The sequence below is a fragment of the Natronoarchaeum philippinense genome, from assembly GCF_900215575.1.
GTDB lineage: Archaea > Halobacteriota > Halobacteria > Halobacteriales > Natronoarchaeaceae > Natronoarchaeum > Natronoarchaeum philippinense.
The window spans coordinates 13465-31616 of sequence record NZ_OBEJ01000001.1; the positions used below are offsets into that span (position 1 = coordinate 13465).

At 66.0% G+C, this 18152-nt stretch carries 18 protein-coding genes; 9 read left to right on the plus strand and 9 right to left on the minus strand.

Annotated elements, in window-relative coordinates; genetic code table 11:
- Window positions 1-2 precede the first annotated feature (2 nt).
- From CRO01_RS00060 to CRO01_RS00070, 3 genes are all read left to right on the plus strand, one after another.
- A complete protein-coding gene (locus tag CRO01_RS00060) occupies window positions 3-1091 on the plus strand; it encodes a DUF7350 domain-containing protein (RefSeq protein ID WP_097007085.1) in 1089 nt (362 codons plus the stop codon).
- A gap of 272 nt (window positions 1092-1363) precedes the next feature.
- Window positions 1364-2719: an MBL fold metallo-hydrolase gene (locus tag CRO01_RS00065; RefSeq protein ID WP_097007086.1), complete on the plus strand. Its 1356-nt coding sequence runs from the start codon at window positions 1364-1366 to the stop codon at window positions 2717-2719.
- A 114-nt stretch (window positions 2720-2833) separates the two neighbouring features.
- On the plus strand, window positions 2834-4738 hold the full coding sequence (locus tag CRO01_RS00070) for a DHH family phosphoesterase (protein ID WP_097007087.1): 1905 nt from the start codon (window positions 2834-2836) through the stop codon (window positions 4736-4738).
- Between the two features lie 12 nt (window positions 4739-4750).
- Here CRO01_RS00070 and CRO01_RS00075 read toward each other — a convergent pair whose 3' ends face one another.
- The 4 genes from CRO01_RS00075 to CRO01_RS00090 all read right to left on the minus strand — a co-directional run bounded on the left by CRO01_RS00075 (window position 4751) and on the right by CRO01_RS00090 (window position 9604).
- Window positions 4751-6490, minus strand: coding sequence for a phospholipase D-like domain-containing protein (locus CRO01_RS00075; protein ID WP_097007088.1), 1740 nt, complete (start codon window positions 6488-6490; stop codon window positions 4751-4753).
- Window positions 6491-6544: 54 nt separating this feature from the next.
- A complete protein-coding gene (locus tag CRO01_RS00080; RefSeq protein WP_097007089.1) occupies window positions 6545-7534 on the minus strand; it encodes a glutathione S-transferase family protein in 990 nt (329 codons plus the stop codon).
- Between the two features lie 302 nt (window positions 7535-7836).
- Window positions 7837-9147 carry a hypothetical protein gene (locus tag CRO01_RS00085; protein ID WP_097007090.1) on the minus strand — a complete coding sequence of 437 codons (1311 nt, stop codon included), beginning with the start codon at window positions 9145-9147 and terminating at the stop codon, window positions 7837-7839.
- A gap of 46 nt (window positions 9148-9193) precedes the next feature.
- Window positions 9194-9604 carry a CBS domain-containing protein gene (locus CRO01_RS00090; RefSeq protein WP_097007091.1) on the minus strand — a complete coding sequence of 137 codons (411 nt, stop codon included), beginning with the start codon at window positions 9602-9604 and terminating at the stop codon, window positions 9194-9196.
- A 240-nt stretch (window positions 9605-9844) separates the two neighbouring features.
- Between CRO01_RS00090 and ribH the strand changes: the two genes are divergently transcribed.
- From ribH to CRO01_RS00105, 3 genes are read left to right on the plus strand one after another with little or no spacing between them, the layout of a single operon-like run.
- A complete protein-coding gene (ribH, locus tag CRO01_RS00095; RefSeq protein ID WP_097007092.1) occupies window positions 9845-10255 on the plus strand; it encodes a 6,7-dimethyl-8-ribityllumazine synthase in 411 nt (136 codons plus the stop codon).
- Window positions 10256-11401 carry a pyridoxal phosphate-dependent aminotransferase gene (locus CRO01_RS00100; RefSeq protein ID WP_097007093.1) on the plus strand — a complete coding sequence of 382 codons (1146 nt, stop codon included), beginning with the start codon at window positions 10256-10258 and terminating at the stop codon, window positions 11399-11401.
- A 37-nt stretch (window positions 11402-11438) separates the two neighbouring features.
- A complete protein-coding gene (locus CRO01_RS00105) occupies window positions 11439-12707 on the plus strand; it encodes an MFS transporter (RefSeq protein WP_097007094.1) in 1269 nt (422 codons plus the stop codon).
- Between the two features lie 14 nt (window positions 12708-12721).
- Here CRO01_RS00105 and CRO01_RS00110 read toward each other — a convergent pair whose 3' ends face one another.
- Genes CRO01_RS00110 through CRO01_RS00120 form a run of 3 tightly spaced genes read right to left on the minus strand, consistent with a single transcriptional unit; the run spans window position 12722 to window position 14424 of the window.
- Window positions 12722-13435, minus strand: coding sequence for a hypothetical protein (locus CRO01_RS00110; protein WP_097007095.1), 714 nt, complete (start codon window positions 13433-13435; stop codon window positions 12722-12724).
- Window positions 13436-13489: 54 nt separating this feature from the next.
- Window positions 13490-13918: an adenylyltransferase/cytidyltransferase family protein gene (locus tag CRO01_RS00115; RefSeq protein WP_097007096.1), complete on the minus strand. Its 429-nt coding sequence runs from the start codon at window positions 13916-13918 to the stop codon at window positions 13490-13492.
- Window positions 13912-14424 (minus strand): Mov34/MPN/PAD-1 family protein, encoded by a 513-nt coding sequence (locus CRO01_RS00120; RefSeq protein ID WP_097007097.1) that lies wholly within the window; start codon window positions 14422-14424, stop codon window positions 13912-13914. Before CRO01_RS00120 ends, CRO01_RS00115 begins: the two co-directional genes overlap by 7 nt.
- Before the next feature lie 183 nt (window positions 14425-14607).
- Between CRO01_RS00120 and CRO01_RS00125 the strand changes: the two genes are divergently transcribed.
- From CRO01_RS00125 to CRO01_RS00135, 3 genes are all read left to right on the plus strand, one after another.
- A complete protein-coding gene (locus CRO01_RS00125; protein ID WP_097007098.1) occupies window positions 14608-15729 on the plus strand; it encodes a hypothetical protein in 1122 nt (373 codons plus the stop codon).
- Window positions 15729-15965, plus strand: a complete 237-nt coding sequence (locus CRO01_RS00130; protein ID WP_097007099.1) for a hypothetical protein — start codon at window positions 15729-15731, stop codon at window positions 15963-15965. Before CRO01_RS00125 ends, CRO01_RS00130 begins: the two co-directional genes overlap by 1 nt.
- A gap of 74 nt (window positions 15966-16039) precedes the next feature.
- Entirely contained in the window at window positions 16040-16390 is a 351-nt protein-coding gene (locus CRO01_RS00135; protein WP_097008284.1) for a hypothetical protein, read from the plus strand.
- Window positions 16391-16458: 68 nt separating this feature from the next.
- Here the strand turns inward: CRO01_RS00135 and CRO01_RS00140 are convergent, their stop codons facing one another.
- On the minus strand, window positions 16459-17619 hold the full coding sequence (locus tag CRO01_RS00140; RefSeq protein WP_097007100.1) for an NAD(P)/FAD-dependent oxidoreductase: 1161 nt from the start codon (window positions 17617-17619) through the stop codon (window positions 16459-16461).
- Window positions 17620-17675: 56 nt separating this feature from the next.
- Window positions 17676-18134, minus strand: coding sequence for an SRPBCC domain-containing protein (locus tag CRO01_RS00145; RefSeq protein ID WP_097007101.1), 459 nt, complete (start codon window positions 18132-18134; stop codon window positions 17676-17678).
- Between the last annotated feature and the right edge of the window lie 18 nt (window positions 18135-18152).

Below are 18152 nucleotides of genomic sequence, written 5' to 3' on the forward strand. Positions count from 1 at the left end.
ATATGCATCGGCGGGACGCGCTGAAAGCGGGTGCTGCGATCGGTGGGTTGGGAATCACCGGCTGTCTCGATCAGGTCGAGACGGAGTCGGTCTGGCGTAACACGCCGCTGGTCGAGAACCGGCCCAAAGCGGTGTACCTTCCAGCGAGCCGTGAGCAGATGGCGACGTACGGGCGTGCTCGCACCGGTCGATACGCCGTCGCGCTCAGGTACTCGTTCCCGCATCGGTTCTGGACCGTCTCCGGAACGTCGACGAGCAAGGTCGAAGTCGGTCAGTCCGATTCGCTGCACCTGATGGCGACGGTCTGGGACGCCGAAACCGGGGTTGTACTCCCCGTCACGCCTCGGCTGGAACTTCGCCACGATGGATCGGTCATAACGTCGCGGACGCTCTGGACGATGCTCTCCCAGCGGATGGGCTTTCACTACGGCGACAACGTCGAACTCGATGGGGAGGGCAGCTACGTCGCCGACATTCGACTCTCACCGATTGACGCGACGCCGGTCGGCGAGTTGGCAGGCAGCTTCGAGGAGGCGGCGAGCGTCAGCATCGAGTTCGAGTACAGCCCCGACGATATCTACGATCTGGAGTACACGCAGATCGACGAGGAACGGCGCGGTACTCGGGGGGCGTTGCCGCTCATGACTCACGGGGGTCACGAATCCAGCGGCGATGCCGCGTCACCCGTCCAGACGGTGCCGGCGGCCGAGGACCTCCCTGGTGAGCTAATCGGCGTCGGAACGAGCGGCGACGCCGCGTTCGCCGCCGCGCTCGTGCCGTCCGGGTCGAGATTCGCGGAGCAAGAGGAGTTCCTGCTCGTCTCGCCGCGGACGCCGTACAACTCGATTCCGGTTCCACAGATGGGTCTCTCAGCGACCGTCACTCGAAACGGGGAAACGGTGTTCGACGGGCCGCTGTCGGCGGCTGTCGACGGCACGGTCGGTCTGCATTACGGCGCCGCCGTCGACGAGCTACAGCGCGGCGACCGGGTGACGGTCTCGGTCGATACGCCACCGCAGGCCTCGCGTCACGACGGGTACGAGACCGCCTTTTTCGGGATGTCGTCGATGGAGTTCACCGTCGGCGAGTGAGCCGTCGGCGGCTGTTGCTAACTGTGAGTGAGCGTGGCGTCGTGGCAACGACCTGTGATACGAAAGTATGATCTTCGCTACTGTGCGGTATCGGTAATCTCAGCGGTATCGGTGGATCCCGACACCGGAGTGCAATCAGCTCCAACCAAGTAAGCTCGGGGGTGGAGTGGGTACGTCGGAGCTTCGAACGTTCTGTGGGCCGATAACATCGTCTTGGAACGGATACGCCAGCAATTACAATCGGGGAGAGCGTTCGCACGTTCTCTCGACGCATGAAGGTCACATACCTCCAATCCGCCGCGATACTGGTCGAAGATGACGAGCGGTCGGTGCTGTGTGACCCGTGGTTGCTCGACGGCGCGTACTACGGCTCGTGGTGTCACTACCCGCCACCGGACTACGAGCCCGAGGATTTCCACGACGTCGATTACATCTACGTCTCCCACGTCCACCCGGACCACTTCCACCCCGAGTCGATGCGCCGACTCGACACTGACACGCCGGTCGTCATCCACAACTACCGCTGGGACTACCTGAAAGACGCCATCGAGGAGCTCGGATTCGACGTGATCGAGCTGCCCCACGGAGAGCCGTTCGATCTCGGCGGCGACTGGCACATCAACGTGTTCGCCGCCGACGGCTGCGACCCGGAGGCTTGCGGTAACTTCTTCGGCTGTACGTGGTACGACGGTCAGGCCGAGACGCCGGGCTCGACGCAGGTCGACTCGATGGCCGTGATCGACAACGGCGAGCACACGCTGGTCAACACCAACGACTGTCCCTTCGAAATGGCCAAGCCGACGTTCGAGAAGATCAACCGGGCCTACGACGATGTCGACGTGCTCTGTCACCAGTACAGCGCCGCACAGTTCTACCCGCAGGCGATGATCGACTACTCCCACGAGGAGAAACTCGAGGCATCCCGCGAGGTGATCTTGGAGAAACACCAGCTCGCCGAACGGTTCGTCGACCTCTTCGAGCCGGACTACTACATGCCCTTCGCGGGCGAGTACGTGCTCGCCGGCTCGCTGGCCCACCTCAACGAGTACACCGCGAACCCGCCGCGATCGGAGGCCTACGACTACTTCACGAGCAACATCGACCCCGACGAACATCGGTGTGTGTTTCTCAACACCGGCGAGCATCTCGATGTCGAGGACGGAAGCGTCTCTCAGCCGTTCCAACCGCCGGATCCCGAGAAGAAAGCAGAATACATCGAGTCGGTGCTCGCCGAACGGGAGTTCGACTACGAGGCCGATCCGATGCCCGGGCTTCAGGAACTGCAGTCCTACGTCCCCGAAGCCTACGAGAGTCTAGAGGACAAACGCGACACGATCGGTTTCGAATCCTCGACACGAGTGCTGATCCCGCTGGTCGACGATGTCACGCTGGAGATTCGCCTCGACGGCGACGGGTTCCGCTATCTTGCCGACCGTGACATCGACCTCGACGAGTACGACCGGTACGTGAAGATGGTTCTGGACCCGCGTCTCCTGCGCCGGATCTTCGAGGGTCCCCACGAAGCCTACTGGGCCGACGCGAAAATCGGCTCGCACATCGGCATCGGGAAGGACCCCGACATCTACGAGCGTGGACTGTACAACTGCATGAGCGCGTTCCACTCGTAGACGCCCCATCCGCCGTTCCACAGCGTCGTCCCGCATTCGGCACGCTGACAGCCCTACGGCCCCGCGCGCGACTTGCAAAGCGTTTTACACGGCCGCCGCCAAACGCCGATACTAATGACTATCGACGAGGCGAACGGCGCGGACGGGGAGCGATCGCCCTCCGTCGTCTACGATCTCGATGCGGACTGTACGCCCGACGACGTAGAGGAGGGGGTTCCCTACCTCGGCACGGTCAACGGCGTCGTCGACTACGGCGTATTCGTCGATCTCTCCGAGTCCGTTTCCGGACTCGTCCACGAATCCAACCTGCGCGGCGAGTACGATGTCGGCGACGAGTTTGTCGTCGAACTCGATCAGGTGCGAGACAACGGTGATATCGCATTCGAAGAGGTCGACATCGACGAGTACGACGTGGAACCGGTCGATCACGACTACGATCTTGGCGATGTTGACTCGCTGACCGAGATTCTCGGCGAGACGGTCCACATCGAAGGCCAAGTCGTCCAGATCAAACAGACAGGCGGACCGACGCTGTTCCACGTCCGCGACGAGACCGGCGTCGTCCCCTGTGCGATCTTCGAGGAAGCCGGCGTCCGAGCCCGGCCCGGCGTCGACGTCGATGACTACGTCCGCGTCACCGGCGAACCCGAGCGCCGCGAGGACGCCGTCCAGATCGAAGCCGACTCGCTGACCGTCCTCGACGGCGAAGACGCCGCCGCGGTCGAAGATCGACTTGACGCCGCCATCGAGGAGCGCGCCGCGCCGCGGGACGTCGAGCCGCTGGTCGAGTGGCCCGCCTTCGAGAAGCTTCGCGGCGATCTGGAGTCGGTCGCTCGCCTCCTCCGACGGACGGTGCTGGAGGGGCGCCCGATCCGAATCCGGCATCACGCCGACGGCGACGGGATGTGTGCAAGCGTTCCCGTCGAACTCGCACTCGAACGGTTCATCGACGAGGTTCACGAGGACCCCGACGCGAAACGGCACCTGTTCAAGCGCCTACCGAGCAAGGCGCCGTTCTACGAGATGGAAGACGCCACGCGCGATCTGAACTTCGCGCTAGAGGACCGCGAGCGACACGGCCAGAAGCTTCCCCTTCTGCTGATGCTCGACAACGGCAGCACCGAGGAGGACACGCCGGCCTACGAGACGCTGCGACACTACGACATCCCGATCGTCGTCGTCGACCATCACCACCCCGACCCCGAGGCGGTCGACCCGCTGCTGACCGAGCACGTCAACCCCTATCTCCACGACGAGGACTACCGGATCACGACCGGGATGATGTGCGTCGAGCTCGCGCGGATGATCTACCCCGACATGACCGACGAGCTCCGCCACGTCCCCGCCGTTGCCGGCATCTCGGACCGTTCCGAAGCCGAAGCGATGGAGGAGTACGTCGATCTGGCCCGCGAGGAGGGGTACGACGAGCAGTCGCTCAAGGACGTGGGCGAGGCGCTCGACTACGCCGCCCACTGGCTTCGGTACAACTCCGGCCGGCATCTGATCAACGACGTGCTCGACGTCGGCGCCGACGGCGACGAAGAGCGCCACCGCGAACTCGTCGACACGCTCGCTGAGAAGTCCCGACGGGATATCGAGGAGCAACTCGACGCCGCCATGCCCCACGTCGAACACGACCGACTCGACAACGGCGCCCACCTCTACCGGGTCGACGTGGAGAACGACGCGCACCGCTTCACGTACCCCGCACCGGGTAACACGACCGGCGCGGTCCACGACCGCAAAGTCGAGGAAACCGGCGACCCCGTGATCACGATCGGCTACGGCCCGGACTTCGCCGTCCTCCGGAGCGACGGCGTCCGACTCGACATCCCGACGATGGTCACCGAACTCGACGAGGAGATCGTCGGCGGCGGCGTCAGCGGCGGCGGCCACCTCGTCGTCGGCTCGATCAAGTACGTTCAGGGCCGCCGCGAGGAGGTGCTGGACTCGCTCATCGAGAAGATGGCCGAGGCCGACATCGACGAGGAACTCGGCAGCACGAGTTCCCCGATCTGAGCGGCTCCGCTTTTACTCGAACGTCACGCGCCGTCGGGTGACGCCGACCGAGACGATGCCGACGCCACCGAGCGCTGCCGCCAGTCCGACCGGCAGCCGTTCGACGCCGCCCGTCCAGTCAGCGTGGAACAGGCCCGCGTAGTACTCGCCTACGTTGTCGCCCTCGACGATCACGGCGATTTCTCGATTTTTGCGGAGCGAGTTGTTGTTCCAGTTGATACTCCCGATCACAGCCGATTCCTCGTCGACCACGATGCCTTTGGAGTGAAGTTTCTCGTACCGGCCTCGCGGTTCGGCCAGCCTGACGCGCAGGTCGAGGTCCTCGGCGGCCGCGCGCCGTTCGAGCCACCCGGCGAGCTTTCGATTCTCCGCTTCGACGTACCACGCGCTCGATAACAGCACCTTCACCGAGACGCCACGCCGGGCCGCGTCGAGCGTCGCGTCGACCAGCGGCGTCTCCCGCTCGATTGAGACTTGTTCGATCAGGATCGACTCGTCGGCGTCCGCGAGCAGTCTCCGAAGTTCGCCCTCGGCGTTGTCCGGTGCGGCGATCAGCCGGACCGAGTCGGCGTCGAAACGTCTGGGCTCGATCCGTCGCGGGAACGTTCCGTTGGCCGGCGTCGTTTCGACGGCCTCGACGCGCGTCCGGAACTTCGACCACGGGACAGCGCCGCGCCCCGCGGCGTCGGCGTCGAACACTGCTCGCAGCGACGCCGCGGTCTCCTCTCCGTGGACGACGACGCCCCACCCGCGACTGGAGTGGCCGCCGGTCCCGGAGGGTTTCCAGTTCTCGGTCATCACGAGCGCCTCGTCGTCGAGCACGGCGTACTTTGGGTGGTGATACCGGTATCGCGCACGCTCGCCACCGACGGCGCTCACGTCGATGCCCGCTCCGACGAGCCGGTCGAGCGCGCGGTGCTGGGCCGCTGGGACGCCGCCGACCGGCGCGCCATCGACGAGCACGTCGACGCGGACGCCCCGCTCGTTGGCCGCGATCAGCGCCTCTGCGACGCGCTCGTCGGTGAACGTGTAGCCCGCGAGCAGGACGCGCTCGTCCGCCCGCTCGATGCGCTCGACCGGAACAGTTGGTGCGTCGGGGAGCGCGAACGCCGTCACGGCGTCTGGATCGCCCGTTATGGGCTCGAAGTCCGTCGCACCCAGCGGCGACCACGTACCGCTCGACGCTGCGGTCGCAGCGGCGTCACCGCCACTCGGCGTCGCCGCGGCGCCGTCACGCCGCCACAGTTCGCCTTCCGGAGCGTCGCCGTACCGTGCGGCGTCGATGCGCGTACCGTTCTGTCTGAGCACGACTCGCTCGCCGCCGTTGGCGAGGCGCAACCGCCCGGCGAGCGCGACCACAGGCTTTTCAGTGCGGTTCGTGGCGACGGCGGGATCGACGCTGACCGCGATGGTTTCTTCTGCGGTTTCGTTCGGGAGTCTCGCCAGGTCGCGGTCGCCGTCACCGAGCGTCAATCCGGTTAGATTAGTTGGCGCCGGCACGTCGAGCACGACGTACTCGCCCGTATCGCCGTCCGCGACCGGGTTCGGGTAGAGCCCAACGATCCGGGGGTGCTCGTCGCTGGCTGCGTCGCCGTCGCTTCGATTAGCCTCGTCGACCACACTCTGATCGACTGGCTCGTTCGGCGCCGCCGACGCCGCGGCGTCGGCCGAAATCGCCCCACACGCACCTGTCGTGACGAGCGCGAGTGCTATCAGTGCGGAAAGGACGACGTGCGAGCGCCCGTGTGACACGGGGGGTCTCGCCGCGCGTTCCTACAAGAAGGTGTTGCAGCGGTGCGCGACGGGCTATTCGAGCGCTTCCGGCGGCCCGCCAGGAAGCTCGTCGCGGTCGTGGGACGCTCCGAAGTCCGGATCCGGTCCCACTGGCACCTTGCCGCCGGGGTTGAGATCGCGGTGGCTCTGGTAGTAGTGGTTCTTGATGTGGTCCATATTCACGGTCTCTGCCACTCCAGGAAGCTGGTAGAGTTCTTTGAGGTAGTTCCAGAGATTGGGATAGTCGGTGATCTGGGCGACGTTGCATTTGAAGTGCGTGTGGTACACCTCGTCGAAGCGGATCAGCGTGGTGAACATCGCCACGTCGGCCTCCGTCAGAACGTCGCCGGCGAGGTAGCGCTGGTCGGCCAGTACGTCGTCCCAGTGCTCGAGCGCGCCGAACAGGTCGTCGATCGCGTTCTCGTAGGCGTGCTGGGACTCCGCGAACCCGGCGCGGTAGACGCCGTTGTTGATCGGGTCGTAGATCTCGTCGATGATCCGGTCGACGTCGTCGCGGTACCCTTCCGGGTAGAGATCAACGTCGTTGGCGGCCACGTCGTGCATAGCAACGTCGAGCATCCGCATGATCTCCTCGGACTCGTTGTTGACGATCGTTGCGCGTTCTTTGTCCCACAGCACCGGCACCGTGACGCGCCCGGTAAAATCGGGTGCTGCGGCGGTGTAGATCTCTCGGAGTTTGTCGGCGCCGTGGACGCTGTCGGGTGTGCAGCCGTCTTTCCCCGGCGCGAACTCCCAGCCGTCGCGCCGCCGGACCGGATCGACGACATCGACGCTGATGGCATCGTCGAGCCCTTTCAGTGCGCGCGTGACGAGCGTCCGGTGGGCCCACGGACAGGCCCAACTGACGTACAGGTGATAGCGGTCCTCTTCGGCAGGGAACGTCGCGTCGGGATCGGCTTCGATGCTGTCCCGGAACGACGTTTCTTGACGCTGGAACTCCCCGGAGTCGTCGGTCGCCACGTAGGCGTTGCGGCGCCACTGCCCGTCGACCAGCATGTGCATGCCCAACCATAGCGTCCGTGGCGATTAATACCCGTTGCCGGCGGCCAGCACGACCGGCGTTGGCTTCGCCCTCGTTGATTTCTCTATCGGTGAACAGTGCTAAAACTCAAGCCATACTATAATTTAGGGATCTAGCGCCTTACAGAAAGATATAATACTAATAGCGAATAAGTGAAAAATATGAACGCGTTCAGACTCCCGATGAAGCTGCTACAGGTGCTCAGCTTCCGGTCACTGGTCGGCTTCCTGCTGCTCGTGGTGCCGCTGCTCGGGCTGTTGGTCATCGCGGGGCTGTAGCCCCGTCAGTCCCAGCCGGTAAACATCACGCGCAGCCCTGCCCGCTCCGCCAGCTGCTCGACCGCCGTTCGTGCGACGCCAGTCGTCACCCTGGCGTCCAGATGCCAGCCGTTCGAGAGTTCGAGCGTCGCGTTCTCCACTGCTTCAGTCACGACGACCGCGCGCTCTCCCTCCGGTCCCCACGGCGCCGAGAGCGCCCCTGATTTCCCCTGCCGATCGGCGGCGCCCTGTTTGAGCAGGTACTCGATCGCCTGTGCCGTCGCCAGCACCGCTCGCGCGTGACCGACAGCCCACACCGACGTACGTCCGTTGAAGAACTTGATCACGTACTGGCCATCCTCGGCGACGGCACCGCCGAGCGCGTCGGCCGGAACGTCGTCGGTGGCGCTCTGGTTTGGATCGGCGGCTGCCGTAGCTTCGGCGTCGACATCCGCAGCGGTTTCGGCATCGAGATCTGCAGCGGTTTCGGCGTCATCGCCGTCGGCCGCCTCGACATCGGCATCCGCGACCGCTTCGAGATCCGCAGTATCGACTGCACCGAGGTCGGCGTCCGTCGCGGTCGCCGTGGTGTTCTCACCACTGGCCTCGGCTGCGTCCTCGCCGTCTTCTCGAGCTTGCACTCCCGCCGTCTCGCCGTCTCTCGACGCGTCCGCGGCTCCGTCGGCAGATTCAATCGCTGTATCGCCGTCGCCCAACTCCTCGATCACCCGATCGACGAACGCCTCGCTCTCGTCGCGTAGTCGCTGGTCGATGCCGTCGCCAGCCGTCTCGACGAGCCTGTCGCGGATGTCGTCGACGACCGACTCGCGGTCCTCGGCGAGCGACCGGGCGGCGTCTCGACGACGCCGCTGGGCGGTTCGCACCCGCTGCTCGACCGCTTCGCGCGAATACTCGGCCACGGCGTCGGCGCGCTCGGGGAGTTCTTGGAGTCGACACTCGGTTCGATCCAGCGCGCCGCCGTCGTCGGCGACGAAGACGAACGCCCGTCCGTTGGTGAGAACGCCCCGGTCGACGCCGGAGTCGAGCACCGTCCGGCCGAGGCGTTGTGCGTGCTCGCGCTGCAGATCGGTTGCGCAGGCGACCGTCTCGACGAGCACTGCAGGCTCTCCTTCGACCAGCAGCGCGAAGTCGACGCGCCGTTTCGCGTCTCCGATGTCGACTACACGGTCGGCGTCGATCCGGTGAAGCTCCCAGCCCAGCGCAGTGAAAAACGGCTGTACCAGCCGGAGCTGCGTATTCGGCTCCGAGAGCTCCGGCGAAGCGTCTACGAGCTCGCGGGACCGGTCGACGTACGTGCGGAGGGCGCCCCTGTCCATCGGTCGTCGGTACGTACGGGGTCGTTTAGTACCTGCTGGCGTCCGATCAGGTCGGGATCGGCGTCTCGGCGTGCGAGAGGTACGCCGCCATGTCCGTCGTGGTGATCATTCCGATGACGCCTTCATCCTCGTCGACGACAGGCATGTGGTGGAAGCCGTGGTCGACCATCTCGTCGGCGACGTCGCGGATCGAGTCGCCCGCCGCCGTCGTCGCCACGTCGGTGCTCATGTAGCGCTCGACCGTCGTCTCGGCCTTGGGTTTGCTCTTTGCGACGATGTCGACGAAGTCCGTCGTCGTGAGGATGCCGAGCAGTTCATCGTCGTCCCCGACGACGACGAGCGAGCCGATCTCGTTGTCGAGGATCGTCCGCGCGGCGTCTTCGACGAGCGTATCTGGCGTGACCGTCCGGGCTGGCGTCGACATGAGCCGGCCTACGAAGATGTCATCAGTGGTCATTGGTGTCTGATAGCATAGCTGTGGTGCGGGTATAAATATATCGCATACGGCCGGCCGAAACTGCTCCCGGCCGCTCCGAACGTATTCGACGGTTGTCGATTTCGAGCCGGCGACTCCCTCGGTGTGACGCCCGCTGACCGGCCGACAAGAGTGTCTCCGCGATCCGTCGGTCTCGGCGCGAAGCGGCGTCGAGCGATCGGGAACGGTAGTTCTTTTAGGCGCCGCGGCTACCCGACGACCATGGTACAGCTCGGACTCGTGGTCGCGGAGTTCAACGCCTCCGTGACCGAACCGATGGCCGCAGGTGCCCGGGAAGCCGCCGCCGAGCACGGCGCCGAGATCGTCGCGGAAGCCTCGGTGCCCGGCGCCTACGACGCGCCGCTGGCGGCCGACCGCCTCGCTCGGCGCGACGACGTCGACGCCGTGGCGACGGTCGGCGCGATCGTCACCGGCGACACCGACCACGATCAGGTGATCGCCGACGCCGCCGCCCGGAAGCTCACCGACGTGAGCCTCGACCGAGACACGCCAGTGACGCTCGGCATTATCGGTCCCGGCATGAGCGGCGACGAGGCCCGAGCCCGAACCGACAAGGGAGCGATCGCGGTCGAGAGCGCGATCGACCTCGCAACAGAACTGGAGGAACTATAGATGGACTTCGCAGACCGAGTACGACGAGTCGAACCGAGCGCGACGCTTGCGATCAGCAACCTCGCCTCCGAACTGGAGGCCGACGGCGCCGACGTGGTCGACCTGAGCGTCGGCGAACCGGACTTCCCGACGCCCGAAAACGTCGTCGAAGCCGGAAAAGCGGCGATGGACGCCGGCCACACCGGATACACGTCCTCGAACGGCATTCCGGAACTCAAGGACGCCATCGCCGAGAAGCTACACGGCGACGGGCTGGATTTCTACGACGAAGACAACGTGATCGTCACGCCCGGCGCCAAGCAGGCGCTGTACGAGACGATCCAGTCGCTGATCGACGACGGCGACGAGGTCGTCCTGCTCGACCCCGCGTGGGTGTCCTACGAGGCGATGGTCAAGATGGCCGGCGGCTCTCTGAACCGGGTCGACACCGCTGAGTACGACTTCGCACTCGAACCCGCGCTGGACGACTTAGCCGACGCCGTCTCCGACGACACCGAGTTGCTCGTCGTCAACACGCCCGGCAACCCCACCGGTGCGGTGTACTCCGACGCCGCTCTCGAAGGTGTCCGCGATCTGGCCGTCGAGCACGACATCACCGTCATCAGCGACGAGATCTACAAGGAGATTACCTACGACGCCGAGCCGACGAGCCTCGGCACCCTCGACGGGATGGCCGAACGCACGGTCACGATCAACGGCTTTTCGAAGGCCTACTCGATGACCGGCTGGCGGCTCGGCTACATCGCCGCGCCCGAGGAACTGATCGATCAGGCCGGTAAGCTTCACTCCCACTCGGTGTCCTGCGCGGTGAACTTCGTCCAGCACGCTGGCGTTGAGGCCCTACAAAACACCGACGACGCCGTCGACGAGATGGTCGAGGCGTTCAGCGAGCGCCGGGACTTCCTGATCGACCTGCTCGCGGAGCGCGGCGTCGACGTGCCAGAGCCCTCCGGCGCCTTTTACATGATGGTGCCAGTGGACGACGACGATCAGGCGTGGTGTGAAGGCGCCATCGAGGACGCCCACGTCGCCACCGTCCCCGGCAGCGCGTTCGGGACGCCGGGCTACGCGCGAATCTCCTACGCCAACAGCAAGGAACGCATCGAGGAGGCCGTCGAGCGCCTCGACGCCGAAGGCTACCTCTAGCTGCTTCGCCGCTGCGGCGCGCTGAATCTCTCTTTCGATGTCTCCACTCCCGGACCTGCGCCGACTCGGCCGGTTCGACGTACTGCTCTCGGCCTCGCTGTTGTGGTTTCTCGCCAAGCTCCTCCGCTATTCGTTTCCGCCGCTGTTCGGAACGCTCCAGACCGCCTACGGCGTCTCGAACGCGACGCTCGGGACCGCCTTCACCGGCTTCATGCTGGCTTACGCCGCGATGCAGTTTCCCGCGGGCCTGCTCGCCGACCGGTTCGGCTCGGTTCGGGTAATCGTCGCGGGCGCGCTCGTCGCCGTCGGCGCGGCCGTCGCCGTCGTCTTCGACTCGCCCTTTGTGGTGCTCGTGACCGCGATGGTCGTCATGGGCGCCGGCACCGGCGTCCACAAGACGGTCGCCGTCGAGTTACTCTCCCGGACGTATCCGTCCCGAACGGGCCGCTCGCTGGGCATCTTCGATACGTTCGGCACGTTCGGCGGCGTCGTCGCGCCGGCGGCCGTCGTGGCGGTTGCCGGACTTACAGTCCTCCCCGGAGAGGGCTGGCGGATGCTCTTTCTGGTTGCCGCCGGCTTCGGCCTCGCCGCGACGGCGCTCTTTGCCGTGCGGACGCCGAAGCGTCTCGACGCCGACGCGAAGCCCGGCGAAACGACGGCAGACGGCGCAGCGTCCGACGACTCCGGCGAGCTATCGACGGATGGCGGTCTTCTGTCGACGGTCCGTCAGTACGCTTCGCTGTTCAAAAATCGTCGATTCGCCGCGTTCGTGACCGTCACGATCCTCTTTTCGTTCACCTACAACGGGCTGGTCGCCTTCCTGCCGCTGTATCTCACCGCCGAGGCCGGCGTGACCGAGGCGACGGCGAGTCTCCTCTACAGCGCGCTCTTTGCGGTCTCGCTCGTGCAGTTGGTCTCGGGAGAGGTCAGCGACCGCCTCGGCGCCTTGCCCGTGATCGTCGCCGCACTCGGCTTGGCGTCGGCGTCCCTGCTCGCGCTGCTGACGGTCTCGGGCGTCGCCGGTGCGCTCTCGGTCGGTGCGATCGTTGTCGCGCTCGGCCTCGGCGCCCACGCGTTCCGTCCAGTCAGGGGCGCCTACCTGATGTCGATCGTCCCCTCGTCGATGGCTGGCGGCGGGTTCGGCGCCGTCCGCGCGCTGTTGATGGGTGCCGGCGCGATCTCCCCGGCAATCGTCGGCGTCCTTTCGGAGACGGCCGGGTTCAGGGTGGCGTTCGCGCTGCTCGCTGCGACGCTCGTCGCGGCGACGACGTTGGCGAGTGGATTGCTATTCGTCGGCAGTCGATAGTCAGGACGCCACGCTCAGAAGAGGCCCACGCTGCGGTGGCGTCTGACGAGGTAGTAGATCGTGTACAGCGGGTACACGACGGTTGCGAGGAACGATGTCATCACTGCCACCGTGAACTGCGTCGGCGGACTCGGCGTCCAGCCGTCGCCGTGACTTGCAGTGTACTTGGCGTCTTTGTACAGTCCGATCATGAACAGGCCGGCCAGTGAGAACGTGCTACCGAAGGTGAATGGGACCGCTCGCAGCAAGGCAGTGACGACGAGAAGACCGACTGCCGTCACCACCATCACGACCCACCAGTTTTCTCGCTGTTCGATGTCGACGATGTTGGCCTGCCTGACATAGAGGTAGTGCAACACGGCGAGCCCCGGAAGGAGGAGTCCAGCAAGCGCATACAGCCACGGGGTCGGTGACCAGTCTGCCGCCGAGTCTCGGACTGTCTCGGCGTCCAGATACAGCGCCAAGGCACTGACGACCGTCAGTAGAAAACCAACGGCGAGAATAAAGAGGAACATGCCTCCCAGTGCGAGGATCCCAGCACTTGCTGCACCCTCACTTGAGGATCCGGTTGCAAGTATCCCCACGCTCCCGACTGACATCACGATCCCGAGCAGGATGAACTGCGCTGCGATGGCGTACAGCACCCATTCGAGGATCCGATACGGCGTCGACGGTATATCGGCGGCGCTGATAGCGTCTGCCGGCTGAACATTGTTTTTAACGCTCATGTGAAAAAGATGTCTCTGCTAATGCTATAAAAACATTCGCTGCGTGGATAGCAACTATCCGCGCTCTTCGAGAATTCGGTCGATGATCTGCCCCGTCGAGAGCAACTCGCCCTCGAACTCGGACTCGCGCGCCGACGCGCGGCGCACCTCGCAGTCGATGCCGCGCCGGCCCAACTCCTCGGCGATGGCGTCGTCGTCGTGGTGCTGGTCGTGACCCAGCGCGATCACGTCGGGGTCGATCTCTTCGATCGGCGCGAAGATGTCTTCGGGGTGGCCGATCCGGGCGACATCGACGGGATCGAGCGCGTCGACCATCGCAACGCGCTGGCGGTCCGGAAGGATCGGCGGCTCCTTGTGGGTGACGTTCGCGCGGCGGGCGACGATCACCACGAGCCGATCGCCCATCGCGGCGGCGTCCCGCAGATAGTGGGCGTGGCCGGGATGGAGGATGTCGAACGTCCCCTGTGCGACGACCGTCACCATCGGCCGCCCTCCCCGCGTAGTTCCTCGTCGATGTCGTGCTGGTCGAAGTGGAAGAACTCCTCGGCGTCGGGCAGATCGACGTCGATCACCTCTAGCTCACGGGGCTTGCCCTCGGTGTCGAACGCCTGCCAGTCGGTTCGGCCGTAGGGCGCGCCGATGATGACGTGAACGTCGCCGCGCGTGAACGTCCCGAGGTCCTCTTGGCTGGGCTGGAGAACGCCGTTGGGATGCGAGTGGACCGATCCGAGCGCGTGCCTGTCGTTGGGGATCATGTTGGTCTTGACCGTCGCGCTGACGCTGTTCGATTCGGTGCCGGGAATGACGAGCACGTCCGTGATCACCATTCCGTCCCGGTCGAGGCCCAGTGTGTCGGCCTCGGTCCCCCGAAGCATCCCCATGTACTCGTTGGGGTGGGTGTCTTCGGAGGCCTGTAGTGCGAACTCCAGCGTCTCCTCGGCGATGCCGAGGACGGCGCTCGACCGGAACAACGAATCGAACAGGCCCATACCTACACTCGCCGCGTCCCGATGCTAAACGTTCCGGAAGCGAGGCCAAGCCGCGGCGCTGTTAGGTTGATAGGTCAGGGCGTGGTAGCGTCCGCCCGAGGTGGACGAGACCGTGGGAGTCGAGCGATCGGGTATCGTGCCGAGAGAACGACGCGGCCTTCCGCTGTTCGACGGTCCGGAGCAATGAGCAAGGACACTACCACGCGGCGGCAACTGCTCCGTGCGGGCGCCAACGGCGCCGTAGCGACGGGTATCGCCGCGCTGTCGCCGATCGACGACGTGCTCGCTGCCGGGGACGAGGCGACCACGATCACCTACGCGTACGCCCGCGACGACCCCGCTGATCTCGCTACGCTGCGCCCACGCACCAAGACCGTCCCCGGCGACTGGCACCGGGCCGTCTCCGGGGCCTTCGACGTCCACGACCGCCTCGTCGACGCCGATATCCCGGGGCTACTCGGAAGCGCCGTCGTCCCGGGCAGCTACGACGCGCCGATGGCCTCGATCGCGGTCGACGTGTTGCCCGACGCCGAGTCGGTGCTCACCGGGAGTCTCGCGGAACTGCTCGACGGCGTCGACTTCCTTTCGGCCGCGGTCTCGAAAGTCGACCCCTCGGGCGAGCGCCGCGACGCCGACGGCGCTATCGAGTACGCGCCGTCGCTCACCGAACCCGACGCACCCGGCGGGATTCCGTGTGGTCACGACGGCGCGCTCGGCACGCTCGCGCCGGCGCTGTTCGACGCCGATGGTCGCTCCTATTTTGCCACGTCGAATCACCTCTTTGGCGCCGGTGACGATTCGGTCGAGGAGTCGCTCGTCGTGTTCGACGACGAGCAGTCCGAGCGGACGCTCGGTCGCGTCCAGCGTCGCTACCCGCGTCAGGACTTCGTCCTCGCGTGGCCGACCGGCGATTTCAACCCGACCAACGGCGTCGCCGCGCCCGGCCCCTCGACGGTCGCCGGTCAGTTCACCCGGATCGGTCTGGCCGACCTCGCGGCCCGCGGCGAACCCTTGTGGAAGGTCGGCGCCCGGACGGGCGTGACCACCGGGCCGATCCGCGGTATCGACGGCGTCACCTGTTACGCCGGCGGCCGGTGCCGTCGAGGCCAGCTGCGCTGGGGCGGCGAAGCCACGTTCGACGACGGCGACAGCGGTTCGGTCAACTTCCGACCGGATCCCGAGCGTCCCGACGAATGCGTTCTCGTCGGCGGCCTCAACAACGCCCGGACGTGGTGGCCGGGCCAGAACTTCACGTGGGGCACCGCGGCCTACCAGATGACTGCGGTCAACGGCGTGCGATTCTGATGCCCGACGATTCGGACGGTCCGACCCGGTATCTGCTGGCGTTTCTTTCGGCCAACCGACGACGGTTCGCGATCGATCTCGTGGCGATCGCAGGCTGGATCGTTCTCTTGCTCGGCGTCGTCACCCGACTCGGCTGGCCCCGCTGGGTCTACTACCCGGTGGCGTTCGCGGGCGCCGTCGCGTACACGCTCGCGGTCGGCTCGTGGCGTCTGCCGGACGAGCCCGGCAGCCGATAATCCGCCCTTAGGTCCGCGCGCTGACTGATAGGCGATGTATAGCTAACAGGCTCGGTGAGGGTTCTGTATGCATGGTGCTCGCATCAATCGTCGTGTTCGTGGTGAGCCTCCTGATCGGCGGCCTCGGCATCTACTTCGGCGCGAAGGTCGTCGTCGACGTCGAGGACTACACCTACGCCATCGGCACGGCGTTGATCGGCGGGCTGTTGTGGGCGATCATCGAGTTTTTCGTGCCGCTCGTGGGCGGACTGTTGGCCTTTTTCGCCTACCTGTGGATCATCAACCGCCGGTATCCCGGCGGCTGGATCGAAGCGATCCTGATCGCGTTGGTCGCTTGGCTGGCGGTCACAGTCGTGTTCGTCCTGCTTGCGATCCTGCTTCCGGGAATCAACAGCGGGCTGAGCGCGTTCGGCGTCCCGGCGTAACGCTTGGCGTCGTCACGACGCCGCAGGCGCACGGCCGTTCCCCACCGATCGCACGAGGTGTCGGCTGCTCACTCGCTCGGCGGCGGCCCGAGTTCTTCGTAGACCAGATCGACCGCTCGCCCGACGGCGCCGACGGAGCCGAGATAGCTCGCGCCGGTCGTCGCTTTGGCGGCGACGGCGGCCCGCCCGGTTAGCACCGCCGGGCCGATCTGTGCAACGGCGTCGTCGCCCACGCTGACCACCCACCCCGGCGAGTCGAACCGAAACGGCTCGGGACGGGGGACGAACAGCTCTGCGGCGCGTCTGTCGTGCTCGACTAACCGGACCATACTCTCGGCGACGACGGCCGCCTCGCGGACTGCGGCCTGCGCGCTCGCCGGCACTCGCCGGCCTTCGGCGTCGACGACCCGCGCGGCGTCGCCGAGCACGAACGTCCGGTCCGCGAGTCGCAGAGTCTTTCGGACGACCGGGCGCTCGCCGTCTAACGCCGTCCTACCGGTGATTCCGCCGGTCCAGACGAACTGGTCACACTCGATTCGCTCGCCAGCAGCGAGCTCGACCGCGTCCTCGCTCGCCCCGGCGACGACCGACTCGGTCCGGATGTCGACGCCGCTCTCGCGCAGCGCATTCTCGATGGCGTCCTGAAACTCGGCGTCGAACCCCGGTGCGACGCTCGTTTTCTGTTCGAGCAGGCATAGCTCCGGCCCGTCATCTGTGTCACCCAACTGCTCGCGCGCGAGCGCGGCCAGTTCGCCAGCGACCTGAATACCGGAGAGGCCGGCACCGCCGATCACGACCCGGTCGCCCGAGCGCTCCAGCACGTCGAGAAACTCTTCGCGGATCGTCTCGGCGTCCGCGACGGTTTTGAGCGGCGTGCCGTGTTCTTCGACGCCGGGAATGCCGTAGTCGGCCGTTTCGGCGCCGAGACACACTGCTCCGATGTCGTATTCGAGCTGCTCGCCGTCGGCGAGCGTCACGACCCGCTCGTCGGCGTCGATCTCCGCGACCGTCCCCGTTCGAACGTCGGCCCGGTAGGTCACGTCCGCCAGCGGGATCGAGATCGCCTCGACGATCGAGGGGCGCCGGATCGCACGGTGGAGTTCGTGGAGAACGAGGTGCTCGCCGGTGTCGTCGACCAGCAACAGTTCCACGTCGGGTGGCAGCCGATCTTCGAGGCGCCGCGTGAGCGCGAGGCCGGCGTAGCCGCCGCCGAGGACGAGTACTCGCATATCAGTTGTATCGTGACTCGCGGGAAAAAGTCTAGCCGGCACACGTGAGACTGCTCTCAGGCTCTCACCGGCGCCCGCCGCTCGACGCGGCGCTTCAGCGCCACGCTCATCTCGTCGACGCCGCGCCGGACGGCGTCCTCGCGGAGCAACAGCGGAACGAGGACGCCGCCGAACACGACGTGGTGCCGGAATCGCGTTGCGCCGTCGATCGGCTTGTCGTCACCGATCGGCTCTAGGTAGAACGTGTGGCGCTCGTCGAACAGATGCGGGAACCCGACCCGACCCAGCCACACCAGTCGGCGAGACTCCTCGACGGCCGTTATTTTCGGCGTGCTCGTGTACTCACGAGCGCCCGGCGGATCGATCTTGAGGTCGAGCCGGCTCCCCGCGCGGGCCTCGCCCGAGACGCGCGGCATAAACGAGTTCCACTCGACGTAGGACTCGAAGTCCGTCAGCACGTTCCAGACGACCGACGGACGGGCGTCGATCTCGATCGCCGATTCGATCGTCCGCATCGTCTAGGCGTGCAACGA